Origin of the sequence: Mogibacterium kristiansenii (genome assembly GCF_009695905.1) — a bacterium.
In the GTDB taxonomy this organism is placed as follows: domain Bacteria; phylum Bacillota; class Clostridia; order Peptostreptococcales; family Anaerovoracaceae; genus Mogibacterium_A; species Mogibacterium_A kristiansenii.
Window position 1 is genome coordinate 47,495 of the sequence record NZ_VUNA01000009.1, and the last position, 26,006, is coordinate 73,500.

Consider the following 26,006-nt stretch of genomic DNA (forward strand, 5'->3'; position numbering starts at 1 on the left):
CTCTTTGTCAACCTATTTGGGTTAATTTTTATCTAATAATAATCAATCCTTTATTTTTTTCTATCCAACAACAAATACGTCGGCAATTCACGAGCAAAAGTGCAAAAAAAGAGGGAGCATGTTTCACATGAAACACACCCCCTCATTTTTCTACAGCTTTGCTACAGCGGTTCTTTTCGAGCCGTTCCGGATTTTCTCGGGAACTTCGCCGGCGTCTTTTTAACTTTCTTTATATACACCAACGCGTGGTTCTCCGCAGATTCATCTTCCAGATTCACCGTTTCGATTCGGTCAATCTTTCCGCCAAGAAGTCGAATTGCTTTTTCCGCCTCCTTAATTTCTTCTTCTGCCTTTTCGCCCTTGTACGCCACAAAGGTCCCCCCTACTTTAACAAGGGGCAGGCACCATTCCACCAGAACATTCATGGAAGCAACCGCTCGAGATACGCATAGATCGTACCGCTCCCGATGTTCCTTGCTCTGTCCCGCCTCTTCGGCACGAAGATGGAATGTCGTGGTATTCTGAATATCCAGAGACCGGGTAATGTCATCAATTACACGCAGTCTTTTCTGAAGGGAATCGATAAGGAAAATCTTTTTCTCCGGTGCCATGACGGCCAACGGAACTCCGGGGAACCCGGCACCGGTCCCCACGTCTGCAATCGTATCGGCCTTTTCCCATTCCGGAGACCCCACACACCCCAGAGAATCCAGCAGATGTTTTACGATAAATTCTTCCGGATCCCGAACGGCGGTAAGGTTGATATGCTCGTTCATCCGCAAAATCTCATCCATATAGTGAATCATCAATTCCGCTTTTTCTTCCCCTACCTGCTGCTCCAGCCGCTCATAGGCTTTACTCATTTGTCGACCTCTTTCTGTTCTCTTTCTCCAGATATACCAGAAGAACATTGATGTCCGCCGGAGACACGCCGGAAATTCGGCTGGCCTGCCCCAGATTAATCGGACGAATCTCCGTCAGCTTCTGGCGCGCTTCCAATCTCAAACCGCCAATGCTGTTGTAATCGATGGAATCATCCAACCGTTTGCTTTCCAGCTTCTTCATCTTTTCTACTTGAGCAATCTGCTTCTGAATATATCCATCGTACTTAATTCTTACTTCTACTTCATACCGCTCGTTTCGAGTCAGCTCCGGTCTGGTCTCGTCATCAATCTCTGCTGTATCCGCATAATGAATTTCCGGACGGCGCATCATTTCACCGAAGGAGAGCCCTCGGTCGCATTCGGCACTTCCGTGCCTGGAAAGAAATTCATTTTGAATCCTATTCGAAACTGTTTTTTTCTCGATGCGTGCAAGCTCCGCATCTACGTTCGCCTTTTTTTTCAAGAATTTCTGATAACGCTCCTCGCTGACGGAACCGTATTCATAACCCAGCGCCGTAAGACGCCGGTCCGCATTGTCCTGACGCAGTAGCAGACGGTATTCCGCCCGGGAAGTCATAATACGGTACGGCTCGTTGGTTCCCTTGGTCACCAGATCATCAATCAGCACGCCGATGTACGCCTGATCCCGTCCAAGTACCAGCGGTTCCTTCTCTTGAAGCTTCCGAACCGCATTGATTCCGGCCATCAGCCCCTGGGCCGCCGCTTCCTCGTAACCGGAACTGCCGTTAAACTGTCCGGCACAGAACAAATTCTTCACCACCTTGCTCTCCAAAGACGGCTTCAAACTCTGAGGATCGATGCAGTCGTATTCGATGGCATAGGCCGGCCGAACGATTTCGCCGTCCTCCAGCCCCGGGATGGAATGGTAGAACTCCCGCTGAATATCCTCCGGCAAACTGGACGACATTCCCTGAATGTACATCTCATCGGTATCCAACCCCTCCGGCTCCACGAAAAGCTGATGCCGCTCCCGATCCCGGAAACGAGACACTTTATCCTCAATGGACGGGCAGTACCGCGGCCCCACCCCCACGATGTTGCCGGAATACATAGCCGACTTGTCCAGATTGTCCAGAATTATCCGGTGCGTCTCCTCGTTCGTATAGGATAGCCAGCAAGAAATTTGATTCGTTCCGATATCCTTACCTTCATTCATAAAAGAAAACGGCACGATTTCTTCATCTCCCGACTGTTCCTTCATGCGATCGTAATGCAGGGTTTTTCCCAGCATTCTGGCCGGCGTGCCGGTTTTGAACCGCCGCATCGGAAATCCGTATTCGTAGAGTTTTTCCGCCAAATCCGTGGAAGCAGCCAAGCCGTTCGGGCCGCTCCGGAATGCGGAATCACCGATAAATATTTTACCTCCCAGAAATGTTCCGGTGCAAAGAATCACCGCTTTCGCATTGTAGCGGGTGATGGTGCGGGTGATGACACCCTGAATACTTCCATCCTCGATGACAAGGTCGATGACCTCCGCCTGTTTCAGATGAAGGTTCGGTTCTTTTTCGATGGTCTTCTTCATCTCCAGGTGGTACTTTGTTTTATCCGCCTGTGCCCGAAGGGAGTGTACCGCAGGACCCTTGGAGGTATTCAGCATCTTGCTCTGAAGAAAGGTTTTGTCGATGTTCAATCCCATCTCGCCGCCAAGCGCATCGATTTCGCACACCAAGTGTCCCTTTCCCGTTCCGCCGATGGACGGATTGCAGGGCATCATGGCCACGGATTCCAGGTTGATGCACAGCAGCAAGGTGTTCATTCCCATGCGCGCAGAAATCAGCCCCGCCTCGCAGCCGGCATGTCCGGCACCTACCACGATTACATCATATTCTCCCATTACCGGAATGGTATCTTTATTAATCTCTTTTGATGTCATTTAACGCTCCTGTTACTTACCCAGACAGAATTTGGAGAACACCGTGTCCAAAATCTCATCACCGGCCGTTTCGCCGATAATTTCACCCAGTGCCTCATATGCATTATGAACTTGAAGCTCACAGATTTCAATAGATTCCCCCATTTCCAGGAGATTCATTCCATCCACGATGGATTCCATTCCCCGGTTCAAAGCATCCCGATGTCTTTCGCTGGTAACGATGTTTCTCTCCTGCATATTCTGAATGCCTTCCAGAAACATCTCTTGAATTCGATGAGTTACCGCATCCGCACCATTTAAACGGAGAAGAGACGTCTGCACAATTTCCGCTTCCGGAAGAATATCCTTCACTTCATCCTGAGAGACCGCTTCACCCAGATCGTTCTTATTCAGAACGACAAGAACTCGCTGCCCTTTATTTTGATTCAGAATTTTCACATCCTCCGGAGACAACGCTTTGCTTCCGTCCAAAACCAGAACCACCAGATCCGCCGCTTCCATCTCTTCGTGGGATTTCTGAATTCCCATCTGCTCTATCACGTCATCCGTTTCTCGAATTCCCGCAGTATCCGTCAGTACCAAAGGAAGACCGTGAATGGTGGCGCTTTCCTCAATGGTATCCCGGGTGGTTCCGGGAATATTCGTTACAATGGCTCTGTTTTCTCCCAGCAGCGCATTCATCAAGGAGGATTTCCCCACGTTCGGCTTTCCAACAATGGCCACGCGGATTCCTTCTTTCGCAATTCGACCGTTATCGCATGTATCCAGAAGATTTTGAACCTTTTCCTTCACTTTGCTCAAATCTTCACAGAACCGCTGGGATTCCACCTGCTCGATATCTTCATCCGGAAAATCAATATTCACAGCCATCTGAGCCAGCACATCCCGCAGACTTTCCCGAATTTCGGAAATCTCCGTACCGAGGCGCCCCTTCAGCTGACGCTCGGCAATCTGCAACGGCATTTCGCTCTTTGCTTTTATCACATCGATGACCGCCTCCGCCTGGGCGAGATCCATCCGGCCGTTGAGAAATGCAAGCTTCGTGAATTCGCCCGGCTCCGCCATGCGAGCACCGCAGTCCAACACCGTCCGCAAAATCAACCGAATGGAAACGATGCCGCCGTGTGCCTGAATTTCCACCACATCTTCACAAGTGTAAGAATGCGGGGCCTTCATGTACAAGCAGATGGCTTCATCGATGACATTCTCGTTTTCCGGATTCACGATATTCCCGTAATAAGCATAGCGAGGCTTCACCTCCGCCGGGCAGGGACGGAGAATTTTTTTCATGATATTCAGTGAATCATCTCCGCTGATTCGGACGATGCCGATTCCGCCTTCACCTTGCGGCGTGGCGATTGCTGCAATTGTGTCTCCCATTTTCTCTCCTTTAAAAAAAATCCCGGTCATCCGGAGATGGACCGAGATTCCTTCATTTTACTTTTTCTCGATGATAACCCGGCGATACGGTTCCTTTCCTTCACTGCGAGTCGTCACATACGGATGATCCTGCAATGTGGAGTGGATTACTTTACGCTCATAAGGATTCATCGGTTCCAGCGTAATGCTTCTTCCGGAACGCTCCACCTTGCCGGCAAGTCTGTTCGCCAGGTTCATCAGTGTACGCTCCCGCTTGGAACGGTAATTCTCTGCGTCCAGAATAACTCTCACGTATTCATCGCTTTCCTTATTGGCAACGATGCTGGCAAGATACTGAATCGCATCCAGGGTCTGACCCCTTTTTCCAATGATGGTTCCGGTATCCTTACCGGTAATGTTTACATAGACGATTCCATTTCCGCTTTTCACGGTGAAATCCAGATCGATGCCCATCTCTGTGGTTACATCCCGAAGGAATGTTTCCACCGGATGACCTTCTGCCGGCTCCAGGTTCTTCAGATCGGCGAACATGGAACTTTCAGCACGATGTTCCTTATGCTCTTTTCTCCGATTACCCCGGTTGTTTCTGGATCTATGTCTGTCTTTCTTCTTTGCTTTTGCACTTGCTCGAGCATCTTCCATCTCTTCCTGCTCGAACTTATCATAATCTTCTCTGATTTCCTCAGGAACTTCTACTTTCTGATTTTCAGGTAAAGAAGCCAGGATTCTATCGATATCATCGAAGGAACTCTTCTCCTTCTTATTCGACTTCTCTTCCCTTGCTGTAACTCTGACCTTTGCCAGTTTGGAACCTATGCCGAGGAAACCTTTGGAGGATTCTTCCAGAACTTCGACATCGACTTCATCGATGGTGAGTTTGAGTTCCTTGAGCGCAAGCTCTACCGCTGCGTCAACATCTCCTCCCCATTTTTCTGAAACTCTCATTTTCTAACGATTTCCTTTCAATTTAGAAGTTGCATTCAGTCTTCTTTTCAATTCTTTTTCCGCACGGGCAACAAGCTTTTCGCGATCCGCCTTCTCCTTCAAATCCTTCCGAACCTTATTCATGCGAATGTTCAGGAAAATCTGAATGGTCTGACCGCCGGCCCAGTAGATTGCAAGACCTGCCGGGTACGATCTGGCGATGACCAGAATACTGAGCGGAAATACATACTTCATCATCATGTTCATGGACTTCATCTGTGCATTTTCAGCACCTGCAGCAGTGGTAAGCTGCTGAGTCATGGTGAACGAGAAATATGTCGCTGCTGCTGCCGCAATTGGGAGAATCCAAAGATCCGGCTGAGCCAAATCCTTGATCCAAAGAAAAGATTCGTGTACAGCGAACAGCATATCTTCGCTCTTCAGGTATTGCATTGGATTTCTCAGCAATGCAAACAGACCCATGATAATCGGAAACTGAATGAGCATCGGCAAGCATCCACCCAGCGGATTGAATTTCTCCTTGGCGTAGAGCTCCTGCATCGCTTCGTTCATCTTCTGCTGATCGTGTGCATACTTCTTCTGAATCTCCTGCATCTTTGGCTGCAGTTCCTGCATGTTGGCAGTGGATTTAATCTGCTTTACATACAGCGGGAACAGCGCGAGCTTAACGATTGCAGTCAGAATAATCAGTGAAATACCATAATTTCCCACGAAATTATAAATCAGTGTAAGTAGGTATCCAAGAGGTACCGCTATTACTCCCATATAATTCTCCCTGTCTATGGAAGAGGATCGTATCCGCCGGGATTTCCCGGATGACATCTCAGAATTCTCTTGATTCCCAGCCAGCTCCCTTTAATCGGACCGTACTTCTCCAACGCCTGTATAAAATAAGTACTGCAGGTAGGAGTAAACCGACATGCCGGCGGGAACAGCGGAGATATAAACAGCTGATATCCTCTTACCATTAAAATTAAAATACTTTTGATAAAATTGCTGATTGCTTTCATCGCGTTTATCACTTCTCTTCAATTAATCCGCAAGACTTCAGCGACTTCACTAAAGTTCGCTGTACTTCCGGACACTTCTTTCCGTTAATTGAATTTCGTGCAACGAAAATGATGTCGTATCCCGGCCGAATTTCCAGTCCCATCGTACGGATGGATTCTCGCATCAACCTTCTGGCTCTGTTTCTGCATACGCTGTTGCCCACCTTCTTGCTGGCAACAAATGCAATTCGAGAAACCGGCAGTCGGTTCTTCTTATACAGAACGACTACGTATCGGCCTCCTCGGGAAGAACCTTTTCGATAGACATTGTTGAAATTTCTCTGATTACTAAGAATTTCTTTTCTGCACTTCATTTTGTTATCGAATAACCGCTTCAAGCATTCAAGGGAATTAAGCAGTCAGCTTCTTTCTGCCTCTTGCTCTTCTGTTCTTCAGAATCTTTCTGCCATTAGCAGTAGCCATTCTCTTTCTGAATCCGTGTTCCTTCATTCTCTGTCTCTTCTTAGGCTGATATGTTCTCTTCATCTTCCTTTTCTCCTTCCGATATTACAATATCTCTAAGTTGATATAAAATTCCGTACCTTCTAAATTCCAAGGGTACATACATCAAAATATTATACTGATTTCCGCCTTCAAAGTCAATGAAAGTCTGAATTATATCGAAAAATGAAATCTTTTTCTTTCAAAAAAGTATCAAAAATGCTTATTACCACAACATTTAGTGTTTCGAAAAAGTTATGCATAATTTTTTCCACAACATGTGTATAACATTCTTTTTGTACCCTCTAATATTTAGATTTTTGGCGTTTCTGACCACTTGTCATTGTGGAAAATTTTATGTAAAATATGTTATCAACAAGGAGAAAGAGCATTTTGGATACTAACAAGATATGGGAGCAATTCCTGCAATTCATAAAAGCAAACACCACAGAGGTCAGCTACAACACCTGGTTCACATCCCTCTCCATCTACCGTATTGATGAAGATGTGAACATTATTTATCTTGCAACAAAAAACGATATTGCGGTCAATCTGATCAAAAAGCGTTATATGCACCTGATTGAACAGGGTTTTGAGAACGTCACCGGCCAGAGCTACCGCGTACTGGTAAAGTTGGAGGAGGAATATCAGGAAGAGAGCCGGCCGGCTTTGGCTGCCCGGAAAAGAATTCAAAAATTCGAAGACACCAACAAGCTGTTCAATCCGCGACTGAACTTCGATAATTTTGTGGTGGGCAATAATAATAAGTATGCCCACGCCGCTGCCCTGGCCGTAGCGGAATCCCCGGCGGAAGCATACAATCCTCTTTTTATATACGGAGGGTCCGGCCTGGGAAAAACCCATCTGATGCAGGCCATCGGCATCCATATTATCAAAAATGATCCGGAATCCCGCGTCGTGTACGTATCTTCGGAAACCTTCACCAACGAATTGATCAAGGCAATTTCCGAAAATAAAATGCGTGCTTTCAAGAATAAGTATCGAAAAGCCGACGTTCTCCTCATCGACGACATCCAGTTCCTGGAGAACAAGGATAAGACCCAGGAAGAATTCTTCCATACGTTCAACGCGCTGTACGAGGACGAAAAACAGATTGTCATCTCCAGCGACCGTCCGCCGAACCAACTGGTAAACCTGGAAGAGCGGCTGCGTACTCGATTTGCGTGGAACCTGATTGCGGATATCACGCCTGCAGACTTCGAAACCCGAGTGGCCATTCTGAAAAAGAAGGCGGAAAACGCGCAGCTGGAATGGGATGACGACCTGTACGAAGTATGCTGCCTCATTGCGGAGAAATTCACCGACAACATTCGAGAGCTGGAAGGCGCCTTCAACAACATCACCGGTTATTCTAACCTCTTGGACGAACACATCGACGTGGCTTTTGCAAAAAGAACGCTTCGGAACATCATCAAGGATTCCGACGGCGGCATCGCCCCGGAACGCATCCGGTCCATCGTGGCAAAATACTACAAAATCAAGGTTTCCGATATGGATTCTACCAAGAGAAATAAAGAAATTGCCTACCCTCGGCAGGTGGCTATGTACCTTTGCCGGGAGAACACCGAACTTTCCCTGCCGGAAATCGGCGAACTCTTCGGCGGAAAACACCATTCCACCGTCATTCATTCGGTGAACAAGATTACCTCACAGTATGATAACGACGAGGAGACCCGGAAGGATATCGATGCCCTGAAGAAAAAAATTAAAGAACATCGATAAACGCATTTTTGGGCGGTGCGGAAAAGTTATACACATTCGAATAACAGAGTTTTTGTACGGGTTTTTCCTCAGCCAAAAAGCCCGTTACTCACATAGAATTATGAATTCGGGGAGTTTTCCACAGTATCGACACTCCCTACTACTATAACTATATTTATTTATATTAATAATAATGCTCTCGCGAAAGGAATCGTTATGAAAATCTATTGCAATAAATCCGAACTTTACCGTGCTCTGAACAACGCCATCCAGGCGGTTCCGTCCCGGTCCACTTCAAAAATTCTGGAAGGCGTACTGATTGAAACAAAAGAAGATGAAATGATCATCACCGGTACCGACACCTTCATGGTGGTGGAATCCAAATTATCCGCAAAATGCGACGGCATTGCGGATTTCGTGGCACCGGCCGCACTCTTTGCGAATATCATCGGCAAACTTCCGTCAGAAGATGTGATGATGGAATACGATTCCGTAAAAAAAGTTCTATCGATTCAGAGCGGACGTTACCGGTCGGAAGTCATCTGCTTCGATTCCACGGAGTTTCCGAAAGTTCAGATGAAGGAACCGCAGAAGAGCATCACATTGAATAAAGAATCCGTTCGAAAGCTGATTCGGAAAACCGCCTTCTCTGCCAGCGCAGATGAAATCAATGGAATTCTTACCGGCGTCCTCTGCGAAATCGGCGACGGCAATTTCCGCATGGTTGCGGTGGATGCCTTCCGAATGGCAATCTACAACGAACCGCTGGAGGATTCCATCGATGCGTTTAAGGTGGTCATTCCCGCAAAACAGCTTAACAAAATGTCAAAAATCATTTCTGATGACGGAGATGAAACCATCCGCATGGAGCTGGTAGACGAAAAAGCGGTATTTTTCTTTGACGGAACCAAGGTAACACTGAATACCATGAACGGAAGATACATCGATTACAAACGAATCATCAAGGTAGACAGCACCACCGAGGTTCGAATTCAGAAAGATGAACTGATTCGAAGCATTGACCGTGCATCCATCCTGACTCAAAAGGAAAACAACAATATGATTAAGTTCGATATACAGGACGATCTCCTTGAAATCTCGGCGTTGGACAATCAGGGCAATATGAATGAAAAGATTGAGATTATCCAGAAGGGAGAGGATCTGAAAATCGGATTCAACTCCCGCTACATGATGGAGATCCTCCGAAGCATCGATGATGAAGAAGTGGTTCTTTACATGAGAGATAATGTGAGCCCATGCATCTTCCGCCCTCTTCAGGGAGAGCGTTATTTGTACCTGGCACTGCCGATTCGAATCAACTAGTGAGAATTTATGATAGTCAAAAAAGTAGAACTCCACAACTTCAGAAATTACGAAAATCTAGAGCTGTCTTTTGACAGCTCTAGAAATGTTTTTATTGGGGAGAATGCGCAGGGAAAAACCAATCTCATCGAAGGCATCTATCTCTGCGCTTTCGCCCGATCTTTCCGCACCCAGAATTCCGCCAACATGGTTATGCTGGATCGACCGCGGGCCAGCGTGACGGTGGACCTGGTGAGCGAGGATATGGATAAAAGCATTTCCGTGATCCTGGACCGTACCGGCAAAAAGATGATTAAAAAAGACGGCAAAGTCATCCGCAAAACCGCAGAGCTGCTGAACAATCTGGTGGTGATGGTTTTTTCTCCGGAAGATCTTCGCATCATCAAAGACAGTCCGGAGAAGCGGAGAAACTTCATCAATAAGGAGCTGTCCCAAATTCGGCCCCGCTATTACGAATGCCTTCGCCTTTACAACGAAGCCCTTCGCCAAAAGAACAGCATGCTGAAGGACAATCTGAAGAATTCGAAAATCGACGAAAACATGCTGGATATCTACGACCTGCAGCTGGCAAAATACGGAACGGAAATCGTGAAGTACCGGAGAAATTTCATTCGCATACTTTCGGAAAGAGCGGCGGAAATTCAGAAGAGTATTTCCGGCGGAAGAGAAGATCTGGAAATCCGGTATCTATGTTCTCTTTCGGAAGAGAATCAATACGACGCGCTGGTGGCGGCGAGAGACCGAGACCTTTATAGCGGGCACAGCAGTCTGGGACCGCAGCGGGACGATATGGAATTTCTGATTAATGGAAAGGACGCGAAGAAGTACGGATCTCAGGGACAGCATCGCACCATCGCTTTGGCACTGAAGTTGTCGGAAATCGGAATCGCTCGGGATGTGATCGGTGAAAACCCGGTGCTCCTCCTGGACGATGTATTGTCGGAACTGGATGAAGAACGGCAGACATTTCTTTTTCAAGAAATCGAAGACGTGCAGCTCTTCATTACCACCACGGATGTGAACAATCGGATTCTGAAGAAAATGCCAAAGGGAAATGTTTATTCTGTGAAGAGTGGTACTGTGTTTAAAAATACCTTGAAATGATTTAAAATCAAGCCAAAACAAGCCAAAATTATACCTTATGGTGATTTTGGTATTCTTGAATAAAAGACGCGAATATGGTAGAATAAATCGGTTATGTAAATAACCGATTTTTTGTTTGTTTTAATCATAAAAGGAAGGTTTGAATGAGCGCAGAAAAAAAGAAAAGCGACTATACAGGCCAACAGATTCAGGTACTTCACGGACTGGAAGCGGTTCGTGTCAGACCGGGTATGTACATCGGCAGTACCGGATCTCAGGGTTTGCATCATCTCGTATACGAAATCGTGGATAACAGTGTGGACGAGGCACTGGCCGGATTCTGTAAACACATCGAGCTGTCCATTAATGAAGATAATTCCATCACGGTATGCGATGACGGCCGTGGAATGCCGGTGGATATGCATCCGACGGAGCATAAGCCGACGGTTGAAGTTATTCATACACAGCTCCATGCGGGCGGTAAGTTCGGCGGCGGCGGATACAAGGTATCCGGTGGTCTTCACGGTGTAGGTGCATCGGTAGTAAACGCCCTCTCCACGCACATGATTGTTGAGGTAAAAAGAGGCGGAAAGCTGTACGAGCAGGAATATTTCCAGGGAAAAAGAGTAACCGAGCTGAAGGTTCTGGGAGAGGCCGAGGGTTCCGGTTCTAAGACCACCTTCTGGCCGGATCCGGAAATTTTCGATGAAACCATCTATGACTACGATATCCTGCAGAATCGAATGAGAGAGATGGCCTTTTTGAATAAGGGCCTCCGGATTACCATCGAAGATAAGAGAGAGGGACGGAAGAAGAAAGAAAGCTTCTGCTACGAAGGCGGAATTCGAGAATTCGTCACCTTCATGAATCGAAACAAGAAGGTCATCAACGAAGATGTATTCTATTTCGAGAACCACAAGAAGGACGAAGCCACCGGCAAAGAGTATGAAGTGGAAGTAGCACTGCAGTACACCGGAAACTACAACGAAACGGTAATGTCCTATGCCAACAACATCAACACCATTGAAGGCGGTTTCCACCTCCAGGGACTGAAGGCGGCGATTACCAGAACGCTGAACGACTATGCTCGCCGTACCAAGCAGCTGAAGGAGAAGGACGATTCCCTCACCGGCGATGACTGCCGGGAAGGCGTTACCGCGATTGTCAGCGTGAAGCTGACGGATCCTCAGTTCGAAGGACAGACCAAGGCAAAGCTTGGAAACAGTGAAGTTCGTGGTTTTGTGGAAAGCAGCATGAACGAGTACTTCAACTTTTATTTGGAGGAGCATCCGGCGCAGGCCAAGAAAATCGTCACCAAGTGCATCAACGCGGCCAACGCCAGAGAAGCAGCGCGAAAGGCTCGAGAGACCTCGCGTAAAACCAACGTACTGGAAAGCACATCGCTTCCGGGCAAGCTGAAGGATTGTTCCGAAAAGGATCCGGAAATCTGTGAAATTTTCCTGGTGGAGGGAGACTCCGCCGGCGGAAGTGCGCAGGAAGGAAGAGACAGAGCGCGCCAGGCGGTGCTTCCGCTGAGAGGTAAAATTCTGAACGTAGAGAAGGCAACCCGTGCGAGAGCGTTGGATTCTCAGGAAATTCGGAATATGATTACCGCTTTCGGCTGCGGAATCGACGACAACTTCGATATTTCAAAACTGCGTTATCATAAAATTATCATCATGACCGATGCGGACGTGGACGGTGCTCATATTCGGACGCTGCTCCTCACCTTCTTCTATCGCTTCATGAGACCGCTGATTGAGGAAGGCTATGTATATGCCGCACAGCCGCCGCTGTTCCGGGTGAAGAGAGGCAAAGAGACTTGGTACACCTATTCCGACAAGGAGCAGGAAGATCTCTTGGCCGAACTTCGGGAGAAAGACAGCAAGACAAAGGTGGAAATACAGAGATACAAGGGTCTTGGAGAGATGGATTACACTCAGCTGTGGGAAACCACTATGGACTACAACCATCGTACCCTGATTCGGATTTCTTTAGATGATGCCGAAAAGGCGGATGAGATGATTACCACATTGATGGGTGACAAGGTTCCGCCGCGGAAGAAGTTCATTGAGGAAAACGCGCGTTACGCCACATTGGATTTATAGTCGGTATCCGGTGATCTGCGAAATTCTTTTTATGGGAAATCGCGAAGAGCTTGAGATACTGAAGAAGTATAGATAAAGGAGATTGAATGTCAACGAATTTATTGGAAGACAGCAAAATAATCACCCATGAGATGTCGGAGGAAATGAAGACTTCCTATATCGACTACGCCATGAGTGTTATTGTAGGACGTGCCCTTCCGGATGTTCGAGACGGTTTGAAGCCGGTTAACAGAAGAATTCTCTACGGCCTGAGTGCTCTGGGAATTACGCCGGACAAGTCGCACAAGAAGTCCGCCCGTATCGTCGGTGAAGTAATGGGTAAATATCACCCTCACGGTGACAGTTCTATCTACGATGCCATGGTTAAGATGGCACAGGTTTTCTCCACCAGATATCCGCTGGTGGATGGTCACGGTAACTTCGGTTCCGTGGATGGAGACGGTGCAGCGGCTTCTCGTTATACCGAGGCCAGAATGTCCCCGTTTTCCCTGCAGATGGTTCGGGATATCGGAAAGGAAACCGTGGATTTTGCGGATAACTACGACGGCGAGGAACAGGAACCGGTGGTTCTGCCTTCCCGTGTGCCGAATCTGCTGATTAACGGATCCAACGGTATCGCAGTAGGTATGGCTACATCCATTCCGCCGCACAATTTGGGCGAGACCATCGATGCGTGCGTCAAGATGATTGACGACGATGAGTGCACGGTGGATGACTTGATTAAAATCATCAAGGCGCCGGACTTCCCGACCGGTGCGCAGATTATCGGAAAAGAAGGTGCGCGAGAAGCCTATCGTACCGGTACCGGCAAGGTGCTGGTTCGCTCGGAGTGCGAAATTGAGGAAGGAAGCCGGGGACGTACCCGTATCGTGGTAAGCTCCATTCCGTACCAGGTGAACAAGGCTCGGCTGATCGAGTCCATGGCAGCGCTGGTAAAGGATAAGAAGATAGAAGGAATTTCCAACATTCAGGATGAGTCCGCTCGAGGAAATCTTCGGATTGTCATTGACCTGAAGAAGGACGTGAATCCAAATGTCATCCTGAACAGATTGTACAAGCACACTCAGCTGCAGACTTCCTACAGCATGATCATGTTGGCACTGGTAAACGGCGAGCCGAAGATTCTGAATCTGTACCAGATTCTGGACGAATACTTGAAGCACCAGAAGGAAGTGGTGACGCGGAGAACTCGGTTCGATCTGAGAAAAGCAGAGGAACGGGCACATATTTTAGAGGGTTACGTAATCGCGCTGGATAATATCGACGAAGTGATCAAGGTTATCCGTTCCGCTTATAACGATGCGAAAGAAAAGCTGATGATTCGGTTCAGTTTGTCGGAAGCGCAGGCACAGGCAATTCTCGATATGAGACTGGCCAGACTCCAGGGTTTGGAACGTGAGAAAATTGAGGAAGAATTGGCGGAGCTTCGGAAGAGAATCGCATACTTCAAGGAACTGCTGGCAGATGAGAAGAAGCTGATGGGCGTAATCAAGGACGAACTTCTGGAAATCAAGAAGAAGTACGGAGATAAGAGAAGAACCAAGCTGGTGAACGGCGACGGAGAGCTGGATGAAGAGGCCCTGATCGATGAAGAGGATGTGGCAATCACCCTCACCCACATGGGCTACATCAAGAGAGTTCCGGAGAACACCTATAAGGCACAGCGCCGAGGCGGCAAGGGAATTCTGGGACTGACTACCCGGGATTCGGATTTTGTCAAAGATCTGATCATCACCTCCACCCACGATGACCTGCTGTTCTTTACCGATATGGGAAAGGTGTACAAGATGAAGGGATACGAGGTTCCGGAAGCATCCAGAACCGCAAAGGGTACTCCGGTCATCAACTTCCTGAACCTGAATTCGGGCGAGAAGGTCAGCGCGGTGATTCCGGTGAAGGAATTCTCCCAGGACAACTACCTGGTAATGATCACCCGAAGCGGAACCATCAAGAAGACGCCGATGTCGGAATTCGACAGCATTCGGAAGAACGGTCTCATCGCCATCAACCTGAAGGACGGCGACAAGTTGATTTCCGTCAGTCAGTCCAACGGCGACGAGAATATCTACGTCATCACCAAGCTGGGTAAGGCCATCGCCTTCAACGAAAACGATGTTCGAAGCATGGGCCGAAATGCAGCCGGCGTTCGCGCCATCAACCTGGATTACGGCGATGAAGTCGTTTCTATGGAGCTGGATATCGACGGAACCCGGGAGATGCTGGTAGTTTCCGAGAACGGATTCGGAAAGAGAACCTCTCTGGATGAGTATCGCCTCCAGACCAGAGGCGGTAAGGGTATCGCTACTTACGACAAGTCCAAGTTCAGCAAGACCGGTACGCTGGTCGGCGGAATGCTGGTTCGGGACGAGAACGAAGTGATGCTGATTAACTCCAACGGCGTAATCATCCGAATTCGGGCAGAAGAAATCTCCAAGTCCGGAAGAACCACTCAGGGCGTAAAGATTATGAAGGTGGAGGAAGACAGCCACATCGTATCTTTGGCCAAGGTTGTGGATGATGAAGAGAACGCACAGAAGCCGAAGGTTTCAGAAAAAAAGAAATCCGAGGGTGAACAAATTTCTCTTCTGGATTAATGAATAAAAAAAGAATGGCGCAAAGTCGGAAACGTCCGGCTCTGCGTCCATTTTTTTGTGGTTTTATAAAGATGCGGAAAACTAGCGGATGATGATGTCCTGCAGTTTTCTTTTTGGGACGTAATGAACGTCGTCTGCATCCCGGTAGTAGCCGGTGTCTTCCCCATTCTCGATTTCTACCAGGTGAATTTTCTCTGCGGATTTGCCGACGGCGATGACCAGCTTGAGGATGTATTTGTCCGGAATGCCCAGCTCGTCCCTGAGTTCTTCCGGATTGTAGCCGCCCCCCAGCATGCAGCAGCGGTATCCCTTCTCCACCGCCGCCAGGGTGATGCTCTGCGCCGCGATACCCAGGTCGATATTGGTAAAGGTGTCGCTGGTGCTGATGTCCGGATCCTGAAGGATGACAATGTAGGACTCCGGTTCCTTTCCGGCATCCGGCAGGTGGCGCTCCGGAAGACGACCACCCATCTTGGTCGCTTTCTGAAGAATGGCTGCGGCGGAATCCCGGTTGGCGATAAAATATTTCAGCGGCTGCAGGTTCATGCCGGAGGATGAAAGGCGGGCACAGTCAATCATGTCCATCAGTTCCTCGGTGGAAACTTTTGCGCTTTGGTCGAATCCCCGCACGGTGCGGTTCTCTTTGACGTAATCTTTCAGCATGGTACACCTCCTGTTATTTCGCATAATTTTTTTTATTAATGATAGTAATCTATTTGGCGTATGTCAAATAAATATGCTTATAAACTTGTCAAAAACACAAAAAGAAAAAGTTTTCCACAGTTATCAACAATGTGTGAGAATGTGCCGCAGTAGTTGAAATATAAGAGGTGTACGGATGTGAATGAATAATTATGCACAGAGATGTTAACAAATTATGGAAAACTGTGATTATAAACTAAAAGAGGCGCCGCAGTGACGCCTCTTCTTCGGATAATCGGGAATCCGTGATGCATAAAATCTTATTTTGCCCGAACCTTTACGGTCTTACTGTACTTCGTGTAAACGTTTGTGCCGTTGACGTTCTTGTAAGCGCGAACCTTTACGTAGTAGGTTTTCTTGGACTTCAGTTTCTTGATGGTAACCTTTCTGGATGTTGTGGTCTTTGCCAGCTTATACTTCGCACCCTTTTTCTTGAGCTTGTAGTATACCTTGTAAGTGGTTACACCGGTGGTCTTTCCGTAGGTTACGGTCGCCTTCTTCTTTCCGGCTTTTGCTTTTACCTTGGAAACTTTCGCTGCTTTAATTGCGGAGATGTTGACTTCCTTGCCGGTCTTCTTGTCCATTGCAAAGGTCTTGCCATCGCGGTAGTAGCTGTATCCACCGTTGGACCAACCGATCCAGCCATCGCTGTACAGTGATGCATCGTAGCCCATGAGCCATGCTTCCCAAGTGGTCTCGGCTGCTCTCCAGCCGGAGCCGCAGAAGAATACCATATGTTTATTCTGGTAGTCAATGCCGTCCTCTTTCCACATTTTTTTAATGGCTTCACCGGATCTCATGGACTTATCCGCATTTCTGTAACGGAACACGCTGCTGCTGTAGCCGTATCCGCAGTTGGAATAGATGGTTCCCGGGATTCTTCCGGCAAGATCGTGGTAACCGTATCCGGTATCCTTTCCGTCCCACTCCGCTTTGCTTCGAGTGTCAATGACCGCATACTTGGAATTCTTCAGCTCGCTTCTTACCTCAGAAATGGTATCGATGACATCCGGATTCTGAGGCTTGGTGATGCCCAGGTTGGTGGTCTTGTTGGTGTTGATTCCCTTTTCCATGGAGTATCCGGCCGCATTCCAACCGGTCATGGCATTGCTCATTACGTGAACGTTTTCCACACCCAGGTACTTCAGGATAACAGCCATTCTGGTGGTTGCCATCGGTTCCGGACCGGAGATGATTACGCAGGAGTCCAAAGTGATGCCCTTCTTCTCTGCCAGCTGAATCAGTTCCTTATCGCTGTTCAGTCTCCATTCGGTTCTGTATTTTTCTGGTTTGGTCTTTACGTATACTCTCGGAGTTTCGTACTCGTCGGTGTTTACGTGAACAGCGCCCGGGATGTGACCGGCGTCGTATCCGGAACCGGTATTCGGATCGCTGGTTTCGTCTCCCCAGCTTACGTCCAGGATTACCACGTCATCACCGTTGACGATGTGTTTTGCGTTTCTGTCATATTTATCGGATTTTCCGGTGAGGTTGTCGGAAATGTTTTTAACCACATCTTCCGGAACGTACATATCGTAATTCTTGTACTTTACAACCTTGGCTTTGCCGCTGTTAATCAGGTCGGTTCCGTTGAAAACCTTCATGTTTTCCTCGGAATATCCCTGACCCTTGAGCCAGTTGTACACGTATTCCGCATCGGAATCGTTCACATCGTAGATGATGATTTTGGAATCCTTGGTAATACCGGCATCGTCCATCATCTGCTTGTGATAATCCTCGATGGTTTTGCCTTCCTTCTTGTTCGGTGTTACCGCGTTTCGGATGGCATCCGCCGGGAAGCTTACCGCATTCTTCAGGTGACCGCCTCTCTTTGCATTACCGATAGCCCAGCCATTGTACGCGTTCACGCTTCTGGCATCCATCAGAACGGTGCTGCTGTCGGAGTCGGACATGTATGCCTTTACTTCGTCGGCGGTTGCTGTGGACGAAGTCTCCGGCTTCTGCGTTCCAGGATCTACCGCATTCGGATCGTTCACCTTTACGGTGATTTCGCCGGCGTAATCATCATCGTTGACATATTCGATAATCGTTTTATTGTCGTCGTTTGTGTTAAATTCCACGGTAATGGTTTCGGAGAGAATGGTGTAAGGACTTCCGGCAACCAGTTCCAAATTCATAGGACCCATCCAATCCTCCTGGTCTAAAGTAGACGTTTCAATAATTCCATGCTCGTCCGATGCTACCCCAACCGGTTTTTTCACATTTCCACTCGTAAATGTGAATTCCGCACCCTTCACCGGCTGGTCGTACTGGTTGGTAACCTTGATGACCAGCTTGCTGTTGTCCACCGCCGCATTTGCGGTCGCCGGACCGAAGGAGCCGAACACGCTGAATCCGCTGACAATCATCGCCAAAGCGAGAAGCCAGGCACTCAAGCTGCGAATTGCTCGATTCATAAGTATTTTCCTCCTCTTTACTCTTTTAATCTCTGTAAAAACAAATTCCAATCGTCGGACGCGCCCGATCGAGCCCGATGATTTTTTTGAACAGGAATAAAAACCTGTTAATAATTATAATAAGAACAAGAAAGAATATTTTCCAATAGAGAAAACCTATTACTTTGGTAGGCAGAAAAGAAAAAAACTATAAAAAAGGAACCCAGCATTTCGGGTTCCTTTCCTAAAGTTTCCGTATTCACAACAAAATAAAACTAAACGAATTCCTTCAGTCCTTCGCGGATGGTGTTCTCAATCTCCACATGGGCGTTGTTCTGCGTCTTCCGGTCCATCTCCTCAAAATGAACCAGCGGATGAATCTTCACATGAACGGTGCACGGCTGAACCGTTCCCTTCTCCTCCCAGAAGTGGTAGCCCCCTTCCAGAGTAATCGGAAGAATCGGCACCTTCGCCTTCTGCGCGAACTTGAAGCTGCCCGCCTTGAACTCGCCCATCTCGCTGCACTGGCTCCGCGTCCCCTCCGGGAAAATCACCAGGGAAAACCCTTCCTTCATCAGGGTCGCCGCCTCGTTCAGCGTCTGAATGGCTGCCCGGGCATCTCCCCTCTTCAGAAACAGCGAACGAGTGTAGTTAATCGCCTTTGCCAGCGGCTTGAAACCGGTGAACTCCGATTTGGCAATGAAACCGATCTGGAACTTCCGAATCACATAGATCATCGCCAGAATATCCGCATAGCTCTGGTGATTGGCCACAATCAGCATCGGCCCGTGATCCGGAATGTTCTCCTCCCCGTGAATATCGAAGGTAATTCCGATTTTCCGAGATACGGTATCGGCGAACCGACCGGTGCCTTCCAGAATCAGCGCCCGTTCTTCCTCGAACTTTCCTTCCTTCCGCAGGGCTTCGAACTGCGGCGCCATTTTATTAAAACGATTTATTTCCGACAGAATCGCCAGACCCGCCGGAATGCTTTTGAATGGATTCATCATATCCTAAAAATATCCTCCGTTTCCCTGAAGCTTCCGGGCATCACCGGACTTGCAGGTATTCATGCAATAGGTTAGAATCTATTGTAAAATAACGATATAAAAAAAGCAAGGAAGGGTTTACGAGAATGAAACTGGTAATACAGAGAGTCACCCACGCAAGCGTCACCGTGGATAATAACGTGATTGGAAAAATCGGTAAAGGTTACATGGTTCTGATCGGAGTATCCGATACGGACACGAAGGAAATCGCCGACAAGATGCTGGATAAGATGATTAAGCTTCGGATATTTGAAGATGAAAACGGAAAGACCAATCTTTCCTTGGCGGATGTGGGGGGAGAACTTTTACTGATATCACAGTTCACCCTGTACGCAAACTGCAAGAAGGGAAACCGACCTTCTTTTATCGAAGCGGGATCACCGGACCATGCCAACGCCCTTTATGAATACATCATCGAGAAGTGCAAAGAGCGCGTGGATGTGGTGGAACAGGGAGAATTCGGCGCGGAAATGAAGGTCGAGCTGCTAAACGACGGTCCATTTACCGTAATTCTGGACTCTGAGCAGATTTGCGGGTAGAAAACGGAAGAATTCACCGGATTTTCAAGGAATTTCGGAAATAAAAGCTTGCAATCCGGGTATTTTTCTGTATAATAATTGGGTATGGTCTGAATAAGCAGGCCAGAATCCTACATCGCAAGATGTCATTAGGCCATAGGAGGTGAAAACAATGAGAAATTATGAATTATTGTTCATTCTTGATCCGGCTATGGATGAAGCTGCAAGAAACCAGATGATCGAGACCGTAAAGGGCATCATCAACGCTGACGGTGAAGCTGGAGAAGCGGATCTGTGGGGCGTTAAGAAGCTCGCTTACCCGATCAACAAGAAGAAGGACGGTTTCTACGTGCTGATTCCATTCAAGGCAAGTGCAGAACTGCCAAAGGAACTGGACAGAAGACTGAAGATTTCCGATAATTGCATGAGACATATCATCGTTTGCCAGGACGAGAAATAAGTATCGTTCACAGCGTTCGGAAAGGACAGGTGAAACATGAATAGTGTAATTTTAATTGGAAGATTAACAAGGGATCCGGAGCTTCGCTACACACCGAACACTCAGACTGCCGTAGCACATTTCACGCTGGCAATCGACAGACCGGTGTCCGCCGGCCAGGAGAGTCAGGCTGACTTCATTCGAATCACCGTATTCGGAAAGCAGGCCGAGACCGTAGACAGATACCTGAAGAAGGGCAGTCAGGCAGCGGTAAGCGGACGGATTCAGACGGGAAGTTACAGAGACAAGAACGGTCAGACGGTATACACCACTGACGTCATCGCGAATCGCGTGGAGTTCCTTGGCTCTAGAAACAACAACGGTGGAGGCTCCAACGCGAACTCCGGTTTTGGCGGCAATGACAGCTACCAGGGCGGTCAGCAGCAGAGCGCGCCGGCACCGCAGCAGGACGCTTTCGGAGGTCAAGATGATTTCCCGGATGCATTCCAGGCAGCGGATGACGACATCCCGTTCTAGACATATCTTAGGAAAGGAGATTAAGTCGAAATGGACAATAACAACAGAAAGCGCGGCATGAGAAGAAGAAAAGTATGCCAGTTCTGTGCAGACAAGGATAAGAAGATCGATTACAAAGATGTAGAGACTCTGAAGAAGTTCACTACCGAGAGAGGAAAGATTCTCCCGAGAAGAGTAACCGGTACATGTGCAATGCACCAGAGAGCAGTTACCACTGCTATCAAGAGAGCTCGTGTGGTAGCACTCCTTCCTTTCGATGCAGATCTGAACAACTAATCCGCAGAAAAAGTAATTTGAGAACGCTGGAGGTTTCCTTCCGGCGTTCTTTTTATTATAATGAGATAAAAGTATTGGTGCTATTGTTCCGGGCTGTCCGTTCGAACTGCGGGCAGCGGGAAGCAGAAAGGAAAAAAAGAAATGACAGAAAACCAGAAGATTATCGATTTCCTGAATGAACTGAAATCGGCAGCACCGGCGCCGGGCGGTGGTGCGGTTGCGGCACTGACCGGTGCACAGGGCGCAGCCCTGATTATGATGGTGGCGAACCTCACCTTGGGAAAGAAGAAATATGAAGAGTACGAAGAGCTGAATCAGCAGACGCTGAAGGAAGCTCAGGAAGTTCTCACGAAGTTGATTCAGGGAATCGATGAAGATAAGGAAGCTTTTACCGGCGTTTCCGATGCCTATGCCCTTCCGAAATCCACGGATGAAGAGAAAGCGGCTCGGAAGGCAGCGATTGCAGAGGCATCGGTGGCAGCGGGACTGGCTCCGCTGAACGCATGCCGGGCGGCATTGGCCGGATTGCACCTCACCAAGGAGATGATTGGAAAATCCAACAAGCAGCTGGTGAGCGATCTTTACGTAGCGGCCCTGAACCTGAATGCCTGCATTCAGGCGGCGAAGATGAACGTAGTGGCCAACACCCCTGCTCTCACCGACCGCAAGCAGGCCGAGGAATGGAACCGAGAAATCGCTTCTATCGTGGAAGAGGCCAACACCCTGACCGGAGAAATTCTGAAAGACGCCTAGTGAAAATATAGAAATATGAGGAAATGTGCAGATTCAATATAAGGATTTTCAATAAAAAATCGGTTGAATACAAGTCCTAAATTTGTTAGAATGAATCCGTTAACGCTGTTAGTGAATTCTAACAGCGTTTTTTATGGGCTTTTTTATGAATTATAATAGCAGAAAGGATAAAACATCATGCACAACGGTACAGGACTGTTTTTCTGGGGATTCCTGGTGGTATACGGCATCGTCATGTTCGCCATCTCCCCGAAGGCCGTTACAATCGGCGGCTTTTTCAAAGGAACCGACAAGAAGGGACGAGCAGCCTCTTCTTTGATGGTCACCTCTTCGGTATTTATCGCTTGGATATTCGCAAAATCCGTATATAACTGCGCCAATATGGGATACAGCTACGGCATCGTAGGTGGTATCGGTTACGCGGTGTACTGGCTCTGCATTCCCCTCACCGGTTTTGCAATCTACAGACTGCGCCGTCGTTTCGCCGCAAAGTCCATGACCGACCTCCTCACAAGAAACTACGGTGTGGCAGCGGCATTCTGCTTCAGCGCAGCAATTCTGGTTCGTCTGTTCAACGAGGTTTGGTCCAATACCTCGGTCATCGGCGGATACTACGGTGAGTCGGGCAGCAAACCCTTCGTCATCGCCGCACTTCTTTTTACCGCAATCACACTGGGCTACAGCTGCTGGGGCGGACTGCGTTCTTCCCTGATTACCGACGTGCTGCAGGCCGGCCTGTTTGTGGTACTGCTGGTATTCACCATCTTCTGGATTCTGCCGGAACACCCGATGAGCGCATACCTGACCAGCGGATCCTGGAAGATGGACACCGGCGTGGACTTCGTTCTGGGTGCACTGCTGCAGTGCCTGTCCTACGGATTCCATGATGCGGTACTCACCGACCGGGGATTCATCTGCGAGGAAAAGAAAATGCTGAAGTGCTTCACCGTTGCGGGTCTTCTGGGATTCCTGGCAATCACCCTGTTCTCCCTGATCGGTGTGGACGCCATGCTTTCCGGTCTGGAAAATGTGACGGATGCGGCGCAGGCGGTGGCGCAGGGAATGGGCATTGCGGCATTCTTATTGATGGCTATCATGATGGTAATGTGCGGTGGTTCCACTCTGGACTCCACCTTCAGTTCCCTGGCGAAGCTGACCGCGCGGGATCTTCCGGCCATTTTGGGAAAGGATCCGCATGAAAAAGCTCGCTGGATTGGTATCGGATTCATGGCATTTTTCGCGGTTGTGGGCAATTTGCCGATGATTGTGGGAACCGATATTCTGGCGGCAACCACCATTTCCGGAACCATGATTATGGGGCTGGGTCCGGTTTTTCTGCTTCACGGCGCAGGTCCGATTAAGCCGACGAAAATCGGCTTCCACCTCTCCTTCTGGATCGGTATGATTCTGGGAATTGTGGACACCGTAAGCCCGGACAGTTTGGCATTTATGAATATCGGAAACGGTGCGTACGCCAACTTCCTGGGCGTGAACTTCTGGGGTGCCGTACTGTGTTGGGGTTCCTACGCAGTATGCGGTGTTGTGGCTTCCATGGTGGAGAAGGCCGAAGGCCGTCCGGCATGGAAAGGAAGAACCGACGAGGAAATCGAGGCTCTGGATGCAGAGCGTAGTGCCGCCGGATGGGAAGACATCGACCCGGAAGGCATCGATGGATGAGAGCAATACCCTGGTGGGCGAATTCATGTGCCAGGGAAAGATGCAGCAGGCGGTTCGGGATCGATATGTGAAGATGAAGGCGCAGCCGGATGCGGCGGATCTGGAGAACCTCCGTCAGGAAATTTTGAAGTAGAGAAAAGGAAAGAAGGAAAAAATGGCAAGTTGTACAACTCCGAGTTATGCGAGACATAATTTCAAAGATGCGGGAAGAGCATGTCCGGTGGATTACCGTCTGGATTCGTCGGTATGGTCCGCGGCTCCTTCCCCGGCGCACACCTTCGACACCCTGCTGGTGGTGGGCGGACTGTACGGAAACCCCTTTGCCATGGATGCAGTACAGGCAATGTTCGTAAAAGAACAGGAACGCTTGGGCGAAGGCGGCCGGGTGGGCATGGTGTTCAACGGCGACATGCACTGGTTCGACCGGACGGCAGAGGAATTTGCCCGGATAGAAGCCGGTGCGGAGAAATATATTCCAATGGTTGGAAATGTGGAAGCAGAGGCTCGAAGAACGGAAGATGTGGGCGTGGGCTGCGGCTGCGCCTATCCGGATTGCACCGATGATGCCAGCGTGAGCCGCTCCAACCGAATTCACCATATGATGAAGGAAGAAATCGGGAAACATCCGGAATTGATTGCGAAGCTAAAGGATCGGCCGGCTCACATGGTCGCTCAGGTGGGCGATTGCAAAATCGGAATCACTCATGGAGATGAGAAGCTGCTGGGGGGCTGGGACTGTGCCATCGAGCAGCTGGAGGATGTGCTTCGCCAGGGAGAACTGTCCGATTTTATGGAAGAAAACGGAATCGATATTTTCGCCACCACTCATACCTGTGCGGCGGTGGCCGGAAAACTCCGGGGCGGTGTGGTAATCAATAACGGTGCGGCGGGACTTCCCACCTTTGAGGGGCAGCAGTTCGGCGTGCTCACCCGAATTGCGGCAACACCGGAGGAGGATGCCATCTACCGGGCGGAATACAAGGGACTTTATATCGAAGCGGTTCCCGTTCGCTATGATCAGGCGGCCTATGTGGAATGGTTTGACCGGCTGTGGAAACACAACTCTCCGGCAGAGGTTTCCTATCGCAATCGTATTCTGAACGGTCCGGCCTGCACCATCGGAAACGCGCTCCTGGGCGGATTCGTGGTTTTACCCGCGTACCGGGAAGAGGCATATCCGGAGGGAAAACCGGCGTCACCCCAGGATCTGGAAGATGCGATGGCGCGGATTATGTATTTTGAGGATATGGTTCCGAAGGCGGAGTATTTGGAGACGCGGCCGGAGCTGTCCACGATTCAGGTGAATGTGGGAAAGAAGTGCAATCTGTCCTGCGAGCACTGCCATGTGGGCGCCGGCCCGGATCGGAAGGAAGTGATTTCCCGGGAGACGCTGCAAGCGGTGTTGGATGCGGGGGTTCGGTACGGATTCCGGACGATTGATATCACCGGCGGGGCGCCGGAAATGGCGCCGGACTTCCGGTGGTTCATCGAAGAGGCGACGCGGCTGGGATTCCGGGTGATGGTTCGGACCAACCTGGTGATTCTGAAGGCGCCGGCATATCGGGACTTGATTCGGAAATATTGGGAGCTGGGAGTAACTGTGATTGCCAGCCTTCCGAATTTCAGTGAATCGGAGGCAGACAGTCAGCGGGGCGACGGCGTGTTCCGTCAGAGCATTGAGGTGCTTCGGGAGCTGAATGCTGTGGGCTACGGTGCGGAAATGGAAAGTGAGGAATCGGGTGAGCAGAAACCGGAGCTGAACTTGGTGTTCAACCCGCAGCGGGATATTCTGCCGCCAGATCAGGACGAGCTGGAGAATTTGTACCGGAAGGAGCTTCGAAAATACGGGGTGGAATTCAACCGGCTGTATGCGGTGACGAACAATCCAATCGGCCGGTACGGGTGTCACCTGCTGCGGAACGGAATCTACCAACAGTACATGGATATGCTGCTGGATGCATTCAATGAGGAGGCCTGTGAGAAGATGATGTGCCGGGATCAGATCAGCGTAGGTTATGACGGAAGAATCTATGACTGCGACTTCAACCAGGTGATGAATATGCCATGCCGGAACGAAGACCGGGATCTGACCATCTATGATCTGGCTGGGGGAAAAATTAATTCGCTTCAGCGGAAGATTCGGTTCGGGGCGCACTGCTACGGCTGTACCGCCGGTGCCGGTTCCAGCTGTGGCGGCACGCTGGTGCAGGGATAGGATATGTTATAACGCAAATCC

24 protein-coding genes are annotated in these 26,006 nt (G+C 49.0%); 13 read left to right on the top strand and 11 right to left on the bottom strand.

The window, feature by feature from the left end; translation table 11 throughout:
* Positions 1-161: 161 nt before the first annotated feature.
* Genes rsmG through rpmH form a run of 8 tightly spaced genes read right to left on the bottom strand, consistent with a single transcriptional unit; the run spans position 162 to position 6,638 of the window.
* The gene (gene rsmG, locus FYJ65_RS05695; RefSeq protein ID WP_154554389.1) at positions 162-863 is read right to left on the bottom strand and encodes a 16S rRNA (guanine(527)-N(7))-methyltransferase RsmG; all 702 of its coding nucleotides are present in this window, start codon (positions 861-863) and stop codon (positions 162-164) included.
* Complete coding sequence (gene mnmG / locus FYJ65_RS05700) at positions 856-2,778, bottom strand: tRNA uridine-5-carboxymethylaminomethyl(34) synthesis enzyme MnmG (protein WP_235898210.1); 1,923 nt, start codon at positions 2,776-2,778, stop codon at positions 856-858. The genes rsmG and mnmG overlap by 8 nt, the downstream gene beginning before the upstream one ends.
* 12 nt (positions 2,779-2,790) lie before the next feature.
* Positions 2,791-4,158 carry a tRNA uridine-5-carboxymethylaminomethyl(34) synthesis GTPase MnmE gene (mnmE, locus tag FYJ65_RS05705; RefSeq protein ID WP_206157320.1) on the bottom strand — a complete coding sequence of 456 codons (1,368 nt, stop codon included), beginning with the start codon at positions 4,156-4,158 and terminating at the stop codon, positions 2,791-2,793.
* A 57-nt stretch (positions 4,159-4,215) separates the two neighbouring features.
* Entirely contained in the window at positions 4,216-5,103 is an 888-nt protein-coding gene (jag, locus tag FYJ65_RS05710; protein ID WP_154554391.1) for an RNA-binding cell elongation regulator Jag/EloR, read from the bottom strand.
* Positions 5,104-5,106: 3 nt separating this feature from the next.
* Positions 5,107-5,868 carry a YidC/Oxa1 family membrane protein insertase gene (locus FYJ65_RS05715; protein ID WP_154554392.1) on the bottom strand — a complete coding sequence of 254 codons (762 nt, stop codon included), beginning with the start codon at positions 5,866-5,868 and terminating at the stop codon, positions 5,107-5,109.
* A gap of 14 nt (positions 5,869-5,882) precedes the next feature.
* Positions 5,883-6,113, bottom strand: coding sequence for a membrane protein insertion efficiency factor YidD (yidD, locus tag FYJ65_RS05720; RefSeq protein ID WP_154554393.1), 231 nt, complete (start codon positions 6,111-6,113; stop codon positions 5,883-5,885).
* Positions 6,114-6,121: 8 nt separating this feature from the next.
* A complete protein-coding gene (gene rnpA, locus FYJ65_RS05725; protein ID WP_154554394.1) occupies positions 6,122-6,466 on the bottom strand; it encodes a ribonuclease P protein component in 345 nt (114 codons plus the stop codon).
* Between the two features lie 37 nt (positions 6,467-6,503).
* Positions 6,504-6,638, bottom strand: coding sequence for a 50S ribosomal protein L34 (gene rpmH, locus FYJ65_RS05730; RefSeq protein ID WP_154554395.1), 135 nt, complete (start codon positions 6,636-6,638; stop codon positions 6,504-6,506).
* 348 nt (positions 6,639-6,986) lie between these two features.
* Here rpmH and dnaA point away from each other — a divergent pair, with 348 nt between their 5' ends.
* From dnaA to gyrA, 5 genes are all read left to right on the top strand, one after another.
* The gene (dnaA, locus tag FYJ65_RS05735) at positions 6,987-8,336 is read left to right on the top strand and encodes a chromosomal replication initiator protein DnaA (RefSeq protein WP_206157321.1); all 1,350 of its coding nucleotides are present in this window, start codon (positions 6,987-6,989) and stop codon (positions 8,334-8,336) included.
* Between the two features lie 195 nt (positions 8,337-8,531).
* Entirely contained in the window at positions 8,532-9,638 is a 1,107-nt protein-coding gene (gene dnaN / locus FYJ65_RS05740) for a DNA polymerase III subunit beta (RefSeq protein WP_154554397.1), read from the top strand.
* A 9-nt stretch (positions 9,639-9,647) separates the two neighbouring features.
* Positions 9,648-10,742: a DNA replication/repair protein RecF gene (gene recF / locus FYJ65_RS05745; protein ID WP_154554398.1), complete on the top strand. Its 1,095-nt coding sequence runs from the start codon at positions 9,648-9,650 to the stop codon at positions 10,740-10,742.
* A gap of 143 nt (positions 10,743-10,885) precedes the next feature.
* A complete protein-coding gene (gene gyrB, locus FYJ65_RS05750; RefSeq protein WP_154554399.1) occupies positions 10,886-12,829 on the top strand; it encodes a DNA topoisomerase (ATP-hydrolyzing) subunit B in 1,944 nt (647 codons plus the stop codon).
* 86 nt (positions 12,830-12,915) lie between these two features.
* On the top strand, positions 12,916-15,423 hold the full coding sequence (gyrA, locus tag FYJ65_RS05755; RefSeq protein ID WP_154554400.1) for a DNA gyrase subunit A: 2,508 nt from the start codon (positions 12,916-12,918) through the stop codon (positions 15,421-15,423).
* 81 nt (positions 15,424-15,504) lie between these two features.
* Here the strand turns inward: gyrA and FYJ65_RS05760 are convergent, their stop codons facing one another.
* The 3 genes from FYJ65_RS05760 to FYJ65_RS05770 form a co-directional block, all read right to left on the bottom strand.
* Positions 15,505-16,086: a nitroreductase family protein gene (locus tag FYJ65_RS05760; RefSeq protein ID WP_154554401.1), complete on the bottom strand. Its 582-nt coding sequence runs from the start codon at positions 16,084-16,086 to the stop codon at positions 15,505-15,507.
* A gap of 299 nt (positions 16,087-16,385) precedes the next feature.
* The gene (locus FYJ65_RS05765) at positions 16,386-18,542 is read right to left on the bottom strand and encodes a rhodanese-like domain-containing protein (RefSeq protein ID WP_154554402.1); all 2,157 of its coding nucleotides are present in this window, start codon (positions 18,540-18,542) and stop codon (positions 16,386-16,388) included.
* 254 nt (positions 18,543-18,796) lie between these two features.
* On the bottom strand, positions 18,797-19,531 hold the full coding sequence (locus FYJ65_RS05770; RefSeq protein WP_154554403.1) for a lysophospholipid acyltransferase family protein: 735 nt from the start codon (positions 19,529-19,531) through the stop codon (positions 18,797-18,799).
* Positions 19,532-19,656: 125 nt separating this feature from the next.
* On the opposite strand from FYJ65_RS05770, the gene dtd reads away from it, so the two are divergent.
* From dtd to arsS, 8 genes are all read left to right on the top strand, one after another.
* A complete protein-coding gene (gene dtd / locus FYJ65_RS05775) occupies positions 19,657-20,109 on the top strand; it encodes a D-aminoacyl-tRNA deacylase (RefSeq protein ID WP_154554404.1) in 453 nt (150 codons plus the stop codon).
* Positions 20,110-20,260: 151 nt separating this feature from the next.
* Positions 20,261-20,548 carry a 30S ribosomal protein S6 gene (gene rpsF, locus FYJ65_RS05780; protein ID WP_154554405.1) on the top strand — a complete coding sequence of 96 codons (288 nt, stop codon included), beginning with the start codon at positions 20,261-20,263 and terminating at the stop codon, positions 20,546-20,548.
* A gap of 36 nt (positions 20,549-20,584) precedes the next feature.
* Positions 20,585-21,064, top strand: coding sequence for a single-stranded DNA-binding protein (locus FYJ65_RS05785; protein WP_154554406.1), 480 nt, complete (start codon positions 20,585-20,587; stop codon positions 21,062-21,064).
* A 30-nt stretch (positions 21,065-21,094) separates the two neighbouring features.
* Positions 21,095-21,340: a 30S ribosomal protein S18 gene (rpsR, locus tag FYJ65_RS05790; RefSeq protein ID WP_154554407.1), complete on the top strand. Its 246-nt coding sequence runs from the start codon at positions 21,095-21,097 to the stop codon at positions 21,338-21,340.
* A gap of 141 nt (positions 21,341-21,481) precedes the next feature.
* Positions 21,482-22,093, top strand: coding sequence for a cyclodeaminase/cyclohydrolase family protein (locus FYJ65_RS05795; RefSeq protein WP_154554408.1), 612 nt, complete (start codon positions 21,482-21,484; stop codon positions 22,091-22,093).
* Positions 22,094-22,270: 177 nt separating this feature from the next.
* On the top strand, positions 22,271-23,770 hold the full coding sequence (locus tag FYJ65_RS05800) for an SLC5/6 family protein (protein WP_206157322.1): 1,500 nt from the start codon (positions 22,271-22,273) through the stop codon (positions 23,768-23,770).
* Positions 23,763-23,903 carry a flavodoxin family protein gene (locus FYJ65_RS05805; protein ID WP_331469434.1) on the top strand — a complete coding sequence of 47 codons (141 nt, stop codon included), beginning with the start codon at positions 23,763-23,765 and terminating at the stop codon, positions 23,901-23,903. The genes FYJ65_RS05800 and FYJ65_RS05805 overlap by 8 nt, the downstream gene beginning before the upstream one ends.
* 21 nt (positions 23,904-23,924) lie before the next feature.
* The gene (gene arsS / locus FYJ65_RS05810; protein ID WP_154554409.1) at positions 23,925-25,985 is read left to right on the top strand and encodes an arsenosugar biosynthesis radical SAM (seleno)protein ArsS; all 2,061 of its coding nucleotides are present in this window, start codon (positions 23,925-23,927) and stop codon (positions 25,983-25,985) included.
* Positions 25,986-26,006 lie beyond the last annotated feature (21 nt).

Bases quoted from the DNA above. Each gene is read 5' to 3' on its own strand.
- rsmG (WP_154554389.1), bottom strand. From the start codon at position 863: ATGAGTAAAGCCTATGAGCGGCTGGAGCAGCAGGTAGGGGAAGAAAAA.
- mnmG (WP_235898210.1), bottom strand. From the start codon at position 2,778: ATGACATCAAAAGAGATTAATAAAGATACCATTCCGGTAATGGGAGAA.
- mnmE (WP_206157320.1), bottom strand. From the start codon at position 4,158: ATGGGAGACACAATTGCAGCAATCGCCACGCCGCAAGGTGAAGGCGGA.
- jag (WP_154554391.1), bottom strand. From the start codon at position 5,103: ATGAGAGTTTCAGAAAAATGGGGAGGAGATGTTGACGCAGCGGTAGAG.
- FYJ65_RS05715 (WP_154554392.1), bottom strand. From the start codon at position 5,868: ATGGGAGTAATAGCGGTACCTCTTGGATACCTACTTACACTGATTTAT.
- yidD (WP_154554393.1), bottom strand. From the start codon at position 6,113: ATGAAAGCAATCAGCAATTTTATCAAAAGTATTTTAATTTTAATGGTA.
- rnpA (WP_154554394.1), bottom strand. From the start codon at position 6,466: ATGAAGTGCAGAAAAGAAATTCTTAGTAATCAGAGAAATTTCAACAAT.
- rpmH (WP_154554395.1), bottom strand. From the start codon at position 6,638: ATGAAGAGAACATATCAGCCTAAGAAGAGACAGAGAATGAAGGAACAC.
- dnaN (WP_154554397.1), top strand. From the start codon at position 8,532: ATGAAAATCTATTGCAATAAATCCGAACTTTACCGTGCTCTGAACAAC.
- recF (WP_154554398.1), top strand. From the start codon at position 9,648: ATGATAGTCAAAAAAGTAGAACTCCACAACTTCAGAAATTACGAAAAT.
- gyrB (WP_154554399.1), top strand. From the start codon at position 10,886: ATGAGCGCAGAAAAAAAGAAAAGCGACTATACAGGCCAACAGATTCAG.
- gyrA (WP_154554400.1), top strand. From the start codon at position 12,916: ATGTCAACGAATTTATTGGAAGACAGCAAAATAATCACCCATGAGATG.
- FYJ65_RS05760 (WP_154554401.1), bottom strand. From the start codon at position 16,086: ATGCTGAAAGATTACGTCAAAGAGAACCGCACCGTGCGGGGATTCGAC.
- FYJ65_RS05765 (WP_154554402.1), bottom strand. From the start codon at position 18,542: ATGAATCGAGCAATTCGCAGCTTGAGTGCCTGGCTTCTCGCTTTGGCG.
- FYJ65_RS05770 (WP_154554403.1), bottom strand. From the start codon at position 19,531: ATGATGAATCCATTCAAAAGCATTCCGGCGGGTCTGGCGATTCTGTCG.
- dtd (WP_154554404.1), top strand. From the start codon at position 19,657: ATGAAACTGGTAATACAGAGAGTCACCCACGCAAGCGTCACCGTGGAT.
- rpsF (WP_154554405.1), top strand. From the start codon at position 20,261: ATGAGAAATTATGAATTATTGTTCATTCTTGATCCGGCTATGGATGAA.
- FYJ65_RS05785 (WP_154554406.1), top strand. From the start codon at position 20,585: ATGAATAGTGTAATTTTAATTGGAAGATTAACAAGGGATCCGGAGCTT.
- rpsR (WP_154554407.1), top strand. From the start codon at position 21,095: ATGGACAATAACAACAGAAAGCGCGGCATGAGAAGAAGAAAAGTATGC.
- FYJ65_RS05795 (WP_154554408.1), top strand. From the start codon at position 21,482: ATGACAGAAAACCAGAAGATTATCGATTTCCTGAATGAACTGAAATCG.
- FYJ65_RS05800 (WP_206157322.1), top strand. From the start codon at position 22,271: ATGCACAACGGTACAGGACTGTTTTTCTGGGGATTCCTGGTGGTATAC.
- FYJ65_RS05805 (WP_331469434.1), top strand. From the start codon at position 23,763: ATGGATGAGAGCAATACCCTGGTGGGCGAATTCATGTGCCAGGGAAAG.
- arsS (WP_154554409.1), top strand. From the start codon at position 23,925: ATGGCAAGTTGTACAACTCCGAGTTATGCGAGACATAATTTCAAAGAT.